This window comes from Microbacterium aureliae (genome assembly GCF_054780155.1).
The window spans coordinates 1,172,591-1,188,264 of record NZ_BAAGWW010000001.1; the positions used below are offsets into that span (position 1 = coordinate 1,172,591).

Annotated in this window: 10 protein-coding genes; 5 read left to right on the forward strand and 5 right to left on the reverse strand. The window is 73.6% G+C overall.

Annotated features, from left to right (window positions below; translation table 11 throughout):
* Positions 1-27: 27 nt before the first annotated feature.
* Positions 28-3,552 carry a TM0106 family RecB-like putative nuclease gene (locus ACYVF4_RS05700; protein ID WP_460720586.1) on the reverse strand — a complete coding sequence of 1,175 codons (3,525 nt, stop codon included), beginning with the start codon at positions 3,550-3,552 and terminating at the stop codon, positions 28-30.
* Between the two features lie 71 nt (positions 3,553-3,623).
* Between ACYVF4_RS05700 and ACYVF4_RS05705 the strand changes: the two genes are divergently transcribed.
* Positions 3,624-5,696: an NAD(+) synthase gene (locus ACYVF4_RS05705; protein ID WP_460720588.1), complete on the forward strand. Its 2,073-nt coding sequence runs from the start codon at positions 3,624-3,626 to the stop codon at positions 5,694-5,696.
* Between the two features lie 15 nt (positions 5,697-5,711).
* Here ACYVF4_RS05705 and ACYVF4_RS05710 read toward each other — a convergent pair whose 3' ends face one another.
* Together ACYVF4_RS05710 and ACYVF4_RS05715 are read right to left on the reverse strand one after the other, a co-directional pair.
* Entirely contained in the window at positions 5,712-6,296 is a 585-nt protein-coding gene (locus ACYVF4_RS05710) for a hypothetical protein (RefSeq protein ID WP_460720589.1), read from the reverse strand.
* 59 nt (positions 6,297-6,355) lie between these two features.
* Positions 6,356-6,934: a hypothetical protein gene (locus tag ACYVF4_RS05715; RefSeq protein ID WP_460720590.1), complete on the reverse strand. Its 579-nt coding sequence runs from the start codon at positions 6,932-6,934 to the stop codon at positions 6,356-6,358.
* 251 nt (positions 6,935-7,185) lie between these two features.
* On the opposite strand from ACYVF4_RS05715, the gene ACYVF4_RS05720 reads away from it, so the two are divergent.
* Genes ACYVF4_RS05720 through ACYVF4_RS05735 form a run of 4 tightly spaced genes read left to right on the forward strand, consistent with a single transcriptional unit; the run spans position 7,186 to position 11,424 of the window.
* The gene (locus ACYVF4_RS05720) at positions 7,186-7,842 is read left to right on the forward strand and encodes a response regulator transcription factor (RefSeq protein WP_460720775.1); all 657 of its coding nucleotides are present in this window, start codon (positions 7,186-7,188) and stop codon (positions 7,840-7,842) included.
* A gap of 49 nt (positions 7,843-7,891) precedes the next feature.
* The gene (locus tag ACYVF4_RS05725) at positions 7,892-9,355 is read left to right on the forward strand and encodes a phytoene desaturase family protein (RefSeq protein ID WP_460720591.1); all 1,464 of its coding nucleotides are present in this window, start codon (positions 7,892-7,894) and stop codon (positions 9,353-9,355) included.
* 3 nt (positions 9,356-9,358) lie between these two features.
* Positions 9,359-10,861 (forward strand): lipase maturation factor family protein, encoded by a 1,503-nt coding sequence (locus tag ACYVF4_RS05730; protein WP_460720592.1) that lies wholly within the window; start codon positions 9,359-9,361, stop codon positions 10,859-10,861.
* Complete coding sequence (locus ACYVF4_RS05735; protein WP_460720593.1) at positions 10,858-11,424, forward strand: phosphorylase family protein; 567 nt, start codon at positions 10,858-10,860, stop codon at positions 11,422-11,424. The genes ACYVF4_RS05730 and ACYVF4_RS05735 overlap by 4 nt, the downstream gene beginning before the upstream one ends.
* On the opposite strand, the gene ACYVF4_RS05740 is transcribed toward ACYVF4_RS05735, so the two are convergent.
* Together ACYVF4_RS05740 and ACYVF4_RS05745 are read right to left on the reverse strand one after the other, a co-directional pair.
* On the reverse strand, positions 11,412-14,489 hold the full coding sequence (locus ACYVF4_RS05740; RefSeq protein WP_460720595.1) for an AAA family ATPase: 3,078 nt from the start codon (positions 14,487-14,489) through the stop codon (positions 11,412-11,414). The two genes, ACYVF4_RS05735 and ACYVF4_RS05740, sit on opposite strands and share 13 nt — an antisense overlap.
* Positions 14,486-15,640 (reverse strand): exonuclease SbcCD subunit D, encoded by a 1,155-nt coding sequence (locus tag ACYVF4_RS05745; protein WP_460720597.1) that lies wholly within the window; start codon positions 15,638-15,640, stop codon positions 14,486-14,488. Before ACYVF4_RS05745 ends, ACYVF4_RS05740 begins: the two co-directional genes overlap by 4 nt.
* Positions 15,641-15,674 lie beyond the last annotated feature (34 nt).

Below are 15,674 nucleotides of genomic sequence, written 5' to 3' on the forward strand. Positions count from 1 at the left end.
GGCGGCCTCCTCGCGTCGAGCGCGAGTCTACGCACCCGCCCCCACGAGTCGCGCGAAGGCGCTCAGGCGCGCGACACCCTCGGGCGTCCGCGGCAGGTCGTCGAGCAGGCCCGGGGAGTGCACGAGATACGCGGTGTGCTCGGCGCGCGACAGCGCGACGTTGAGGCGGTTGCGCAGCAGCAGGAACTCCAGCCCCCGCGGTGCGTCGCGGCCGGTGGACGCGGCCAGCGACACGATGGCGACCGCGGCCTCCTGGCCCTGGAAGCGATCCACCGTCCCCACGGGGACGTCGTCGAATCCGGCCGCCGACAGGGCGCGCTCCACCTCGACCTGCTGGGCGTTGTACGGCGTGACGACGATCAGGTCGCACTGCTCGAGCGGTCGCGGCGGCAGGGCCTCGGCGGAGCCGTCTGCGCGGTAGCGCATGTCGTGCCACGGCCGGCCGACGAGGTCCCGGACCAGGGCGACGACGACCTCGGCCTCTTCCGGCGAGAACGAGGTCCGCGCGCGGTGACGCACCGGCACGACCTGCACGCCGGGCTCGATCCCCTCGATGCGGCGGACGGCCGTGGCCGCATGCGCGGCGAGCTCACCGCCGTACGACAGCCTCGACACCGGCGCCGCGACGGCCGGGTGCATGCGCCGGGTCCGCGCCAGGAACCGGCCCCGCCCGGCGGGGATGACGTCCGCGCCGTCCATCAGCCAGCCGAGCGCCGACGTGTCGACCGGTTCGGGATGGGTGCCCTGGCTCACCTGCGGCAGCTGCTGAGGGTCGCCGAGCAGAAGCAGGCGGCTCGCGGCGAGAGAGACGGCGACCGTCGAGGCGAGCGAGAACTGCCCCGCCTCGTCGATGACGAGAAGGTCGAGGCTGCCACGCGGGATCCGGGTCTCATGGCTGAAGTCCCACGCCGTCCCGCCGACGACGAACCCTTCCGGGTGCTCGGCGGCGAAGGCGGCGACGCCGTTCTTGGGGATGACGGTGAAGGTTGTCTCGGCGTCGCTGCCGGCATCCTTCAGCGCTTTGCCGACCTGCTGCGGCGGCACGCCCGCCGCGACGATGCGGTCGAGCATGTTCTCGACCACCGCGTGCGACTGCGCCACGACGCCGACCTTGTAGCCGTGCTCGGCGACGAGGCGGGCCACGACGTGGGACCCGACGAACGTCTTGCCTGTGCCGGGGGGCCCCTGTACGGCCAGATAGCTGCGATCCAGCCGCAGCACCGTCGCGACGATGGCGGAGACGTCGTCACCGTCCGCGGCGGGGGTGACCCCCGCCGCGGCGAGGCGGGGGTCGCGCCGGCACAGGATGTCGGTTGCGGGGTCCTCGGGCAGCTCTGCCGAAGCGATGACCCTGTCGGCCCAGGCGTCGATGGCGGCCTGCTGGTTGCCCGCCCGCGGGGGTGCGGCGGGGGTCAGCGCCACCGGCAGCTCCGACCAGGTGAAGCCGTCCACCGCCGTCTCGTCGATGACCGCCCCGTCGTCGAGCACCTCTCGGACGACGACGGACCGCGCGACGTGGATCCACCGGGGATCCGCCTCGTTCGGGAAGGGCGCCGGCAGCTCGTAGACGGCGAACGGGTTGCCGCCCGCGCTCAGCCGCGTGCCCGGCGCCGGCTCGCCCTGCAGCGCCACCGTCCGCCGCAGCACCTTGCGGCCACCCTCGGGGTAGTGCCAGTCCTCGACCACCTCGCAGCGCGCTGGCTCGACGACCACGACGTCGCGCGTGTGCTCCCACAGCGACAGCGGTTCGCGCAGCCGCAGGAAGTGGGTCGCCCAGAAGGACTTCGCCTCGCGGGGGTAGTAGTCGATCGCCGCCGCGCCCAGCCGAAGGCAGCGGGCCTCGGACGATTCCGGCGCGTGCTCGGCGGCGCGGGCGACCAGGTGCAGCGCCCGCGGCGACGGCTCGTAGCTCGCGTCGTCGGGTGCGGAGTCGCGCGAGGGCACGAGACCGGCCTCTTTGGCACGCTCGACCAGCCAGTCGCGCAGCCGCCGGGTCGACACGCAGTCGTAGCGGTTGTAGTCGGCGAGGTCGGCGAGGATCCGCTCGGCATCCGTCGCCCGGCCGTCCTCGGCCAGGGCGCGGGCCTCGACGTAGCGGACGATGGAGTCGTCGCCCTTCTGCACGTCGCTGGTGCGCACCTCGTCGCCCATGTACAGCGGCTCGAGCTTCTTGATCGAGTACGAGCGCGACCCCACGCGCAGCGCGCGCCGGACGATCGGGTACAGGTCCACGAACACGCCGTCCCGCAGCAGCCGGTCCACGTCGGCCTCGCGCACGCCGTAACGCGCCGCCATCGCCAGCAGATGGCTCGGCTCGTAGGGGGCGTAGTGGTAGATGTGCATGCCGGGGTGCTGCTCGCGGCGCAGCGCCACCACGTCGAGGAACGCCTCGAGCGCGGCCCGCTCCTCGGCGAACGAGTGCGCCCACAGCGCGCTGTACTGCTCGCGATCATCGATCCAGCCGAACAGGTAGTCGATCCCCCATCGCGCCGCGGAACCGGGGTCGGGCGCCTCGGTGTACAGCGGGTCGCCCTCGAAGTCGAAGAACATGTCGCCGTGGTCTGGCCGCGGGAGCGCCCCCAGCGCCTTGGGTGCCACCACGTCGTACGTCGGCACGGGCGCGGGCCCGGACGCCGTCGAGTCGGGGAGCCCCGCAGGGCTCGCCAGCTGCAGCCGCGCCTGCGTGCGCAGCATCGCGAACACCTCGTGGTTCATCCCGTCGGGACCGGCGGCGGCGCCGGCGAGGTCGTCGATCGTCCGGATGCCGGCATCCCGCAGCCGGTCGCGCTGCCCCGGGCGCATTCCGGCGACCAGCAGCAGGTCTCGCGCCGCCGTCACCTCTTCGTCGCAGGCGGCGCAGCGGCCGCACGCGAGAACGCCCAGCTCCCCCCGCTCGTCCCCCCACGCGATGGCCGCGGCGCCGGCGCCGAGCCCGACCCGGCGGTCGGCGATGAGCTGCTCCAGTCGCGCGCGGCGCAGCCCGAACACCGGCATCAGGTCGTCGACCCGGTGCGTGCTCGTCGACCCGTCGCCGAGGAGCAGCTCCACCCGGTCGGAGCGCGCGACGCCCAGGCGGTCGAGCTGGTCGACATAGGCGGCCAGCTGCATGAGCGCCGTGACGCGGGCGCGGCGGGCGAGCTTGGTGTCCTGCACGAGCCACCGCCCGTCGTCGTCGCGCACGAGGAAGTCGGCGAAGCCGACGAACGACTCGCTTCGGAACGCCGCCTGGTAGATCACCGACGCATCCGACGCGAGCGCGGCGAGGGTGGCGGCCACCGCGGCGTCCATGCCGCCGGCATCCGACGAGCGGGTCTCGGCGATCTCGATCACGCCCGAGCCGTGCCGCGCGACGTACGCGTCGAGCACGCGGCGCTCGTGCACCAGCCCCAGCCGGCCCGCACGCTCGAGGGTGGCGTCCTCGGGTTCGACGACCGCCGCGATGCGCCCGAGCTTGGCGTCGATGGCCCGCAGCCACGCGAACTCGCACTCGGCCGCCGCCTTCAGGTCGCTGGCGCTCCAGACGAGCCGGCCCTCTTCAGCTATGTAGCGCATGCCTTCCCTTCCTCATCGACAGTAGCCGCCGGTTCGGACACGCCCCGGCGCCCGCCTGACAGACTGGGTCCATGAGCACGAGCCTCGAGTTCGACAGCGTCTACCGGCACGGCTTCGCGCGCATCGCCGCGTGCACGATCCCGGTCTCGATCGCCGATCCCGCCTCGAATGCGGACGCGGTGCTGGAGGCCGCCCGGGCCTGCTCGGACGACGCGGTCGCCGTCGCGGTGTTCCCCGAGCTGTGCCTGACCGGCTACGCGATCGACGACCTCGTGATGCAGGACGCCGTCCTCGACGCCGTCGAGGACGCCGTCGCCCGCCTGGTGGCGGCATCCGAGGATCTGCGTCCGGTCCTCGTGGTGGGCGCGCCGCTCCGCCACGGCAGCCGACTGTACAACTGCGCGATCGTCATCCACCGCGGAGAGCTGCTGGGCGTCGCGCCGAAGTCGTACCTGCCGACCTACCGGGAGTTCTACGAGCGGCGCTGGTACGCGCCGGGCGACGACCAGGCCCAGCAGGACATCCGGATCGGCGATCTCGAGGCCCCCTTCGGCCCCGACCTGCTGTTCGCGTCCCTCGACGTCCCGGGGCTGGTGGTCCACGCCGAGATCTGCGAGGACTTCTGGGTGCCCGTGCCGCCCTCCTCGCACGCGGCGCTCGCGGGCGCGACGGTGCTGCTGAACCTCAGCGGCAGCCCGATCACGATCGCCCGCGCCGACGACCGCAAGCAGCTCGCGCAGGCGCAGTCCCTGCGCTGCCTCGCCGCGTACGCGTACGCCGCCGCCGGGGCCGGCGAGTCCACGAACGACGTCTCGTGGGACGGTCAGACGATGATCTACGAGGCCGGCCTGCTGCTGGCCGAGACCGAGCGCTTCCCCGACGGCCCGCGCATGTCGGTGGCCGACGTGGACCTCGACCGCCTGCGTCAGGATCGCCTGCGCCAGGGGACGTTCGACGACAACCGCCGCACCCACTCCCCCGCCTTCCGCACCGTCCACTTCGTGCTCGCTCCCCCGGCGGGCGACGTGGGGCTCCGCCGCACGCTCGACCGGTTCCCGTTCGTCCCCGACGACCCCGCCCGCCTCGCGCAGGACTGCTACGAGGCCTTCAACATCCAGGTGTCGGGGCTCGTGCAGCGCCTGCGGGCGATCGGCTCGCCGAAGCCGGTCATCGGGGTGAGCGGCGGCTTGGACTCCACCCACGCGCTGCTAGTGGTCGCCCGCGCGATGGACCGGATGGGGCGGCCCCGCAGCGACATCCTGGCGTACACGATGCCCGGCTTCGCCACGAGCGACCACACCCGCACGAACGCGATCGCGATCGCCGAGGCCGTGGGGGCGAGCATCGAGACCATCGACATCCGCCCCGCCGCCACCGAGATCCTCAAGGGCATCGACCACCCGTTCTCGGACGGCGAGCCCGTGCACGACGTCACGTTCGAGAACGTGCAGGCCGGCATCCGCACCGATTTCCTGTTCCGGCTGGCCAATCACAACAACGGGCTCGTGATCGGTACGTCCGACCTGTCCGAGCTGGCGCTCGGGTGGGCGACGTACGGCGTGGGCGACCACATGAGCCATTACGCCGTGAACTCCGGCGTCCCCAAGACGCTCATCCAGCACCTCATCCGGTGGGTGATCTCGCACGACGGCGACGGCTCGACCGACCTGTCGGACGAGGCCAAGCGGGTGCTCCAGTCGGTGCTCGACACCGAGATCTCGCCGGAGCTGGTGCCGGCCGGCGAGGACGGCGAGATCCAGTCCACCGAGGACCGCATCGGTCCCTACGCGCTGCACGACTTCACGCTGTTCCACGTGCTGCGCTTCGGGATGCGCCCGTCGAAGATCGCGTTCCTCGCGGCGCACGCGTGGCGTGATCCGGATGCCGGGGCCTGGCCCCCCGGCTTCCCCCCCGACGAGCGGTTCGGCTACGACCTGCCGACGGTCGTGCGATGGCTGCAGGTGTTCCTGCAGCGCTACTTCGCCTTCGCGCAGTTCAAGCGCTCCGCGATCCCGAACGGGCCCAAGGTGTCCCCGGCCGGTTCGCTGTCGCCGCGGGGCGACTGGCGGGCGCCGTCCGACGGCAATGCGCGGGCGTGGATCGCGGAGCTGAAGGCCGCCCTTCCGGAGCTCGTCGAGGACTGACGGCCCGGGGCGGGCTCAGTCCCGCCGCTCGGCCGTGTCGCGCACGCCGATGCGATCCGGGATCTCGAAGGCGAGGCCGGGCAGCCACGTCACGGGGTCCGGCCACGGACGCGACGCGGGAAGGCTCGCCAGCAGGCGCCGGATCGCGCGGGCGACATCGACGGCCGGGGCGTCGACCGGCAGCACCCGGCGCGGGGCGCGGTGTCCGAGCGCGCCGCACCACCAGTGGCGCCACGTGTCCTCGGCCGATGAGGGGTCGATGACGACGTAGTAGTCGGGCATGATCGCCTCGCCCGCCCCGAACCGCGACAGCGCGGTCTCGACCTCGAGTTCGAGCGCACCCATGGTCGAGCGCTCCTCGAAGAGCTCGACCCATGCGGACGCGACGTGGACCAGCGGATCGGCGTCGTGCACGACCCAGGGGGCGTGCGAGGCGGCGATGCGACGGGCGCCGAGCGTGGGCTCGTCGTCCGGGAGTGCGAGGGCGTCCACGCCGGGAAGATCGGCGAGGGACTCCAGCACGGCCGCGGTACCGTCGCCGACGAGGGCGACAACGGTACCCGCGGGGCTCAGGGATCCTGCGGATGCGGTGTACTCCATGCTCCAGCGTACGACCGCGGTCGTTTCGCGCGCGTGAATTCGCGGCGGGTCTTCAGCGCTCAGACCGGGAGCGCGCCGTAGGCGAGGGTGACCACCCAGCCGTCGCGCGAGAGGTCGGCGAGGCGGTACTGCACGAGGCGATCGGGGACCCAGCCGCGCGACAGCGACGAGTCGAGCCGCACATGGTCGGGCTTCACGCGGGCGCCGCGGCCGTCCGCCTCGCGCACCGCCTGCACGCGCGTCCAGTGCGCGAGGAGCTTCGGCACGTCGTGCTCGTCGAGCAGGTGCGAGTGCCGCCGCATCTCGCGCAGCTGCGTCTCGTCGGGGGTCGCGTCCCGCAGGTCGATCCCGAGCGGCATCGCCGGGTCCGCGATCGCGACGACCGTGGCGCCGCGGTGGCTGGCGTTCTTGATGCGCAACGGCACCTCTTCGCCGCCCACCTCGGCGAACAGCTCGGTGTGGAAGCCGAACTGGGCCGGCGACTCGCGCTCGACCTTGACCGCGCCCGGCTCGACCCGCAGGTGCGCGGCGACGAGCTCGCGCGCGAGAATCCGCTTGCGGTCGTGCTCGCTCACACGCGGGTCCCAGCCCAGCCGCGCGGTGATCCCCGCGGGGGTGTCCAGCAGCACGGATTCCATTCCGGCCCTTCCTGAGTTCGGTTGATGACGGTGATGCGATGTCTCCCCATCTTGGCGAAGTTCCTCGCGGGCCGGAGCGGACATCGACGCGGGGCCCGGGCGGGGGACCCGGGCCCCGCGTCGTGGACCGTCAGTCCGACCCGGCCGACACGACCGACCCCGCCGAAGCCGCGGACTCCGGCGCGGGCGCCGGAGCGGGGACCGGAGCGGGGACCGGTGTGGCGGCGCTGACCGCAGTGACCGGAGCAGACGTGGCATCGATCCTGATCGCCGACGATGAGGCTCGGATCTCAGGCTTCATCGACAAGGGACTCCGCGCGGCCGGTTTCGCGACGCGCGTGGCGACCACCGGCCCCCAGGCGCTCGAGCTGGCGCTGAGCGACGAGTTCGACCTGCTCGTGCTGGATGTGAATCTCCCCGGGATGGACGGCTTCGCGGTGCTCGAAAACCTGCGCGGATCCGGTTCGCGCATGCCCGTGATCATGCTGACCGCCCGCGTCGAGCTGCACGACACGGTCGCAGGTCTGGAAGGCGGCGCCGACGACTATCTCGGCAAGCCCTTCCGCTTCGACGAGCTGGTCGCGCGTATCCGTCTGCGCATGCGCCGCGAAGAGACCGCGACGAGCACGGAGCTGCGCCACCTCGATCTGGTGCTGGATGTCCGCACCCGCCGCGCCCAGATCGGTGACCACGCCGTCGAGCTCTCGGCGCGGGAGTTCGCGCTCGCGGAGGAACTCGTGCGCCACGCCGGCCAGGTGCTCAGTCGCGAGCAGCTGCTGAGCCGCGTGTGGGGGTACGACTTCGACCCGGGCTCGAACGTCGCCGACGTCTACATCGGCTATCTGCGGCAGAAGCTGGGGCCCGGACGCATCGAGACTGTCCGAGGGGTCGGGTACCGCCTGACGTGAGGTAGGACACTCCTGGGACACGACGGGCGCGCGGTGGCAGGATTGGCGCATGGCTCGGCGCGCGACCATCGTCGGCAGCGGCCCCAACGGGCTCGCCGCTGCCGTGACGCTGGCGCGTGCGGGCTACCGCGTCGAGGTGCTCGAGCACGCCGATTCGATCGGCGGCGGCGTCCGCACCGCGGACTCCACGCTGCCGGGATTCCACCACGACGTTGGCTCCGCCGTGCACCCCGCCGCGCTGAGCTCGCCATTCTTCCGCGCCTTCGGGTTGCGCGACCGCGTCGAGTGGATCGTCCCCGAGATCGCCTACGCCCATCCGCTGGACGGGGGACGTGCGGCGCTCGCCTGGCGCGACCTCGAGCGCACCGCGGCGGGCCTCGGCCGCGACGGCCCCGCCTGGCGGCGCCTCGTCGGGCCGCTCTCGCACCGCCTGGACGCCGTGGTGGAGTTCACCGGCAGTCAGCTTCTGCGGATGCCGCGGCATCCGGTCGTCGCTTCGCGCTACGGCCTGCGGGTCCTGCGCACGGGGTCGCGGCTGGGTCGCACGACCTTCCGCGACGACGCCGCCGACGCGCTGCTGACCGGGGTGCTCGCGCACGCCAACACCCCGCTGCCGTCGCTCGCGGCGGCGGGGTCCGGCCTCTTCCTGGCCGCGCACGCGCACACCGGGGACGGCTGGGCCTACCCCCGGGGCGGCGCGCAGCGCATCGCCGACGCGCTCGTCGAGGATCTGCAGGCCCACGGGGGGCGGGTGCGCACGGGGCAGCGCGTGCGGCGCCTCGGCGACGTCGACTGGGGCGACGCGCGCGCCGGAGACCTGCTCCTGCTGGACACCACCCCCCGCCTGCTGCTGACGCACTCGGGCCTTCCCGGCCGCTACGCACGCGCCATCGTCCGCTACCGGTACGGGCCCGCGGCGGCGAAGGTGGACTTCGCCCTCGACGGACCCGTCCCGTGGACGAACCCCGAGGTCGCCCGCTCTCCGACCGTTCACCTCGGCGGCACGCGTGCCGAGGTCGAGGCCGCCGAGAACGCCGTGGCCCGTGGTCGCGTCCCCGAGCGCCCGTACGTGCTGCTCGTGCAGCCCTCGGTTCTCGACCCGACGCGAGCGCCCGCCGGAGCCCACACGGTGTGGGCGTACATGCACGTCCCCTCGGGGTCGCGCGTGGACCCCACCGCCGCCGTCACCGCGCAGATCGAGCGGTTCGCCCCGGGATTCGGCGAGCGCGTGCTGGCGTCGAGCGCCATGACCGCCGCCGAGCGTCAGGCCTTCAACCCCGCCGACATCGGCGGCGACATCCTGGGCGGCGCGTTCACGCTGCTGCAGGCGGTCCGTCGGCCGATCGTGTCGACCACGCCGTGGCGCACCCCGATCCCGGGCGTGTACCTCGCGTCGGCCGCCACTCCCCCCGGCCCCGGCGTGACCGGGATGCCCGGGTGGTACGCCGCCCGGCAGGCCCTCGCGGACCTGTCCGGCGTGCACGTCGAACTGACCGACCTCTTCACGGGGTGAGTCGTGGACGGCTTCGCGGCGGTGGACTTCGGGTTCGCGCGCGACGTGCTGCAGCGGGGCGTCGCGGGGCTGTTCCTCGTGGCGTTCCTCTCGACTCTCAACCAGTTCCCGGCTCTCCTGGGTGAACGGGGGCTGCTGCCGGCCCCGCAGCTGCTGGCGTGGGCAACGTCGTCGCCCCGGCGGGCGCAGATGCTGCGACCCACCCTGTTCCGGTGGGTGCCGTACTCGGATCGCCGCCTGCGCGCCCTGTGCGCGGCGGGCATGCTGATCGCGGCGAGCCTGGTGGCCGGCATCCCGCAGCAGGGCCCGCCGTGGGTGCCCCTGGTGTGCTTCCTGGCCCTGTGGTTCGGCTACATGTCGGTCGTGTCGCTCGGGCAGACGTTCTACGGGTTCGGGTGGGAGATGCTGCTGCTGGAGGCGGGGTTCCTCGCGGCGTTCCTCGGCTCGGCGGATCAGCCGCCGCCGACGGCGGTGATCGTACTGTTCTGGTGGCTGCTGTTCCGGCTCGAGTTCGGCGCGGGCATGATCAAGATCCGCGGCGGACGGGAATGGCGGGACCTCACCGCCCTGATGTACCACCACGAGACCCAGCCCATGCCGGGACCCCTCAGCCGCCAGGCCCACCTGCTGCCGGCGTGGTTCCACCGCGGCGAGGTGGTGGGCAACCACATCGCCCAGCTCGGCGTGCCCTGGCTGCTGTTCGCGCCGCTGCTGGGGCTGTGGATCCCCGGCCCGGTGCCGGCGGCGGTGGGCGCGGCGGCGGCGGCCGTCGTCATCGCCACCCAGCTGTGGCTGGTGCTCACCGGCAACTTCGCGTGGCTCAACTGGGCGACCATCGTGCTGGCGTTCGCGGCCATCGGGCTGCCGGGCATCGGGTCCGCCCCGGCGTCACCCGCCTCGGACCCGCCGTGGCTGATCGACGGGATGCCGCTGTGGTGGGTCGTTGTCACCTCGGCGCTCACGGTGGGCTACGCCGTCCTCAGCTGGGCGCCGCTTCGCAACCTTTTCGCCCACCGCCAGCTGATGAACGCCAGCTTCAACCGCTGGCAGCTCGCCAACGCGTACGGCGCCTTCGGGACGGTCACGCGCCGGCGGGTGGAGATCGTCGTGGAGGGCACCCTCGACGACGACCCCGAGACCGCCCGCTGGCAGGAGTACGGGTTCCGCGGCAAGCCCGGCGACGTGCGGCGACGCTCGCGGCAGTTCGCCCCGTACCACCTGCGGCTGGACTGGCTGATGTGGTTCCTGCCGCTCGGCCGCTCCCTCGAGGACTGGTTCGCCGCGTTCCTGGTCAAGCTCCTCGATGCGGATCCCGCGACGCTGCGACTTCTCGCCCACGATCCCTTCGGCGGCGAGCGGCCCACGTTCGTCCGCGCGGTGTCGTATCACTACCGCTTCGCCACCCGCGCCGAGCGCCGGGTCGACGGCGCGTGGTGGGTGCGGGATCGCCGGCGGACCGTCGTCCCGCCCGTCGGCGGCGCGCGGGCGTCGAGAATGGGGAGATGAGACTTCTCGTCGCCGCCCTCGAGTCCGAGCTCGTCGCCTTCCCCGAGACCCTCGACGGGTTCGATCGCCTGGTCACCGGTCCCGGCAAGCTGCAGGCGACGTACGCGCTCACCCGCGCCCTCGAGAACGGACGCTACGACGAGATCGTCGTGGTCGGCACCGCCGGCGCGATCGATCCGCTCCTGCCCGACGGCGTGTTCGAGGTCACCGGGGCGATCCAGCACGATGTCACCGACATCGACGGCATCGTCGGGCAGCACGTGTCGCTGCCGCACCGCGTGGCCATCGCGGGATCCGGCGAGGACGGCGTGACGATCGCGACCGGAGATCACTTCGTCGACGACGCCGAGGCCGTCGAGGTCATCCGCCCTCTCGGCGCGTCGATGGTGGACATGGAGACCTACGCGTACGCCTGGGTCGCCCTCGAGTACGGGGTTCCCCTGCGGGTGCTGAAGGCCGTCTCGGACCGCGCGCAGGACGGCGCCCACCTGACGTGGAAGGAAGCGGTCACGATGTGCAGCGGGCAGCTGCGCGACCGGATCCGCGACGATTACGGCGTCTGAGCACTCGCCGGCGCGTCCTGCCGGATGACGCTGGGCCCTTGCGCCGTGGCTTCGACGACCAGGTGCGCCGGGATCTGCTCCTTCATGGCCGCCACATGGCTGATCAGGCCGACGGTGCGCCCGCCCGAGCGCAGCTCGTCCAGCGTGCGCATCGCGAGGTCGAGCGTCTCGTCGTCGAGTGAGCCGAAGCCCTCGTCGATGAAGAGCGTGTCCAGACGGATGCCGCCCGCCCGCGCCGTGACGACCTGGGCCAGGCCGAGAGCCAGCGCCAGAGACGCCAGGAACGTCTCGCCCCCCGACAGGGACTGAGCGGGGCGGGCGGCGCCGGTGTGCGCATCGAGGATCTCGAGGCCGAGGCCCGAGGCCGCGCCCCGCGCCGCCAGCGCGTCGGTGTGGTGCAGCAGGTACCGCCCGTCCGACATCTGGGTCAGACGCACGTTGGCGGCCGCGACGATCTCTTCGAGTTCGGCCGCCAGCACGAAGGACTCCAGTGTCATGCGATGGGTGTTGGGCGCGCGACCGGCGACCGTGTTCGCCAGGCGCGCGATGATCTCGTGGTCTTCGGCGAGGCCGGCCAGCGCATCCAGCCCGTCCTCGGCTCGAATGGCGAGCTCGGCGACGGCGTCGGCAGCCTGGACGGCCTGGGCGGCGGCGTCGACGGCCCGGCTCCAAGCCGTGCGCGCGTCGGCCAGCGCCTGGTGGGTGAGCGTCAGGTCGACCGGCTCGTCCGGGATGCCGGCGAGCTCGAGCTCGAGCTCGCGCAGGCGGTCGCGCTCGGCGCGGAGCGCCGCGTCGTACTCGCGGATGCGGGCGTCGATGCTCTCGCGATCGGCGGGCTCGCGCAGCGCGGCGACGGCGTCATCGAGGTCGGCGAAATCGCTGGCCGACACACGCTCGTCACGTTCGCGACGAGCCTCATCGGCGACCGCCGCGGCGGCCTCGGCGGCGACCAGGGCGTCAGCGAAGGACTCTGCGGCGCTCTTGCGGGTCTCGGCCGCGCGCAGGCGATCGGCGACGCGCGCGAAGTCGCCGCGGGCCTCGGCGACCGCCGAGACGTCCGCCGCGAGGCGGGCCTCGGCGCCGGCGAGCTGCTCGCGGAGCGAGGCGACCTCACCGGCGATGCGCTCCTTTTCGGCGGCGGCGGTCTCGCTGAGGGCTCGCAGCTCGGTCCGCTCCGCCTCGAGCCGGTCGACCTCGCGCACGGCCTGCTCGGCAGCGGCGACGGCATCGGCGGCTTCGCCGCGCCGGGTCGTGAGCCGTTCGACGCTCTCGCCACCGGCTCGCGCGGCCGCCGCGGCGGCGGCGTCCTGCGCGACCCGCGCCGCGTCGGCGGCGGCCTTCTCGTCACTCGCGCGCGCGTCCCGTGCGGCCTCCGCGCGTGCGATCTCGTCGTCGGTGACCGCGTCGCCGTCGGCGATCGCGGGGGCGGGGTGGTCCGTCGAGCCGCACACCGCGCACGGCTCGCCGTCGGTCAGGCCCTGCGCCAGCTCGCCGGCGTACCCCGCGAGCCGTCGGCGCAGCAGCGCCGTGACCGCGCGTCGCGCACCGTCGTGGGCCTCCGAGGCGGCGAGGTACGTCGCGTCCGCCGCCCGGGCGGCCGCTGCGAGCGCCGCCGCCTGGGTCGCCGCGGTCAGCCTCGCGTCGACCTCTGCGAGCACGGCGCGGCGCTCGTCGAGGGCGTGCGCGGGTATCAGGGCGGCGGCGTGCGCGGCGTCGAGGGCCGCGATGCGCGCGGGGACGTCGGCCATCGCCGCGACGATGCCGTCGAGGGACGCCTCGAGCTCCCGGACGGAGAGCCGCCCCTTCTCGAGCTGATCCTGTGCGGCCTCGAGCGCGCGCTCCCGCTCTGCCGCGGCCGACCACAGCGCGATCCGCCCGGCGAGCTGTTCGACCGACTCGCGAAGCTCGGCGACCGTGGGATCGGCGCCGGGGGGCGTGGGAAGCGCGGGCAGGCCGGCGTCGGCGGCGGCGGCGAAGCGGTCGCGCGCGGCGGCGGACCGCATCCGGGCCTCGCCGAGCGCGGCCTCGGCGCGCTCGGCGGCGGATAGGGGCGAGCGCAGTGCCTCGGCCCGGCGGGCCCGCTCGAGGGTCCGCCGGTCGTCGTCCACGTCGGCCGCGCGGGCGTCGAGGGCGGCGAGCTCCTCGCGCGAGCGCAGTCGCTGCAGCTGGCGTTCGTGCTGTGCGGTGGCGGACTGGTGTGCGGACTCGGCGCGGCGGTGCGCGGCGTCGGCGTCGTCGCGTGCGCGGCCGAGCGTCTCGGCCTGGTAGCGGGCGCGCTGCACCCCGAGACCCGCCCCCGCGACCCGGTCGGTCAGCCCGGGAGCGGCATCCCCCGCCCCGGCGTCGCCGGGCCCCGCCGGCACCGTCTCGGCCGGCGTGGCGGCGCCGAGCCCCGCGGCGTCGAGCCGGCGCTCGATCTCGTCCACCAGCATCCGGATGCCGTCGCCGCCCGCCACGAGCAGGCGCTCGGCTTCTCGCCGACGATCGTCGAGAGCGGTCTGGTAGTCCTCGTAGGTGCGGGTGCCGAACAGACGACGCAGCAGCTTCTGCCGCTCGTCGTTCTTGGCCAGCAGGAACTGCGCGAACCGGTTCTGGGCCAGCAGGATCACCTGCAGGAACTGCTGCTGGCTGAGTCCCAGCACGTCGTCCAGCTCCAGTCCCACGTTGCGCGCCCCGCTGGCGCGCCCCCGCCACTCGCCGTCGACGAACTCGTCCAGCTGCGCCTCGGGCGCGACGAGGGTGGTGCCGCTCCCCCGTCTCTTCGCCCGTTCGTACTCCGGCGACCGGGTGACCCGCCACCGCCGGCCGCCGGTGGTGAACTCGACGGCCACGCGCGTGACGTCATCGGGCCCGCAGTGGTCGCTGCGCAGGCGCCGGTCGCCGCCGTCGTAGCGGGGGACACCGCCGTAGAGCGCGAAGCACACGCCGTCCAGGACGCTGGACTTGCCCGCCCCCGTCCGGCCGGCGATGAGGAACATCCCGTCGTCGGCGAACGCGTCGAAGTCGACCTCCTGCCGCTCCCGGAACGGCCCGAAGCCCTCGAGGGTCAGGCGGTGCAGTCTCACGCGCGGGCCTCGGCGACGACCCGCTCACCGATGACCTCGCGGATCACCTCGATCTCGCGCTCGCCGGCCCCCTCGCCCGCGCGCACGTGCACGAGGAACGCGTCGATGAGCTCGGCATCCGACCGGGCGGCGCGCACGCGTGCGGCATAGCCGGGCGCGGCGTCGTCGGGTCGCTCCGGCGGGGTGTGCGACACCGTGGCGCAGTGCGGGAACCGCGTGAGCAGGCGCCGCATCGGATCGGTCTGGGGGGTGGGGTCGGTGTACTGCGCGCACACCCAATCGTCCTCACCCTCGGCGAACCGCTCGTCGCTCAGAAGCTCGTCCAGCGTGCCGGTGATCGTCCGCAGGCGACGCGGCACCGGCAGGTCGAGCCACGTCGCGGTTGCAAGACCCGCCTCATCCAGATCGACCAGCCACGAGCCGCGGGGCTTGTCCGCCTCGCCGAAGCTGTAGTGCAGCGGGGCGCCGGCGTAGCGGACGCGGTCCGACAGGGTCTGGCGGCCGTGGATGTGGCCGAGCGCGACGTAGTCGGGGCCGTCGAACGTCGACAGCGGCACGACGTCGAGCGTGCCCTGCCGGATCTCGCGCTCGACGCCGGGCGTCGCCTCGACGCCCGCGGCGAAGCAGTGCGAGACCACGACGGAGCGCCCGCCGCGCAGGCCGAGGTCGGACCGGACCAGCTGCATGGCATGGGCCAGGGTCTCGTGCTGCGTGCGAGGCTGCACGTCGTCCCACAGGTGTCGCACGAGCGCGGGCTCGAGGTACGGCAACGGGTAGATGTGGACGGGACCGTGGGTGTCCGCGATCGTCACGGGCGTGCCGACCGTGCGGGGATCGGTGACGACGTGGATCCCGTCGCGGAGCAGATCGGCCTGGAATCCGAGCCGCGCCGCCGAGTCGTGGTTGCCGCTGGTGACGACCACCTGCGCGCCCGTCGCGGCGAGTTCGCGCAGCGCCGTCGTGAGCACGGGATAGCACGCCGCCGACGGTGCGGCGGAGTCGAACACGTCCCCCGCGACCAGGACGACGTCGACACCGTGGTCGCGCACCTGGCCGGTCAGCGCGGTCAGCACCCCGGCGAGCGCGTCCAGCGTCGAGTGGCCGTGGAACGACCGCCCGATGTGCCAGTCCGAGGTGTGCAGGATGCGCATGCACACACGGTAAGCCGCGCCTGCGACATCGCCC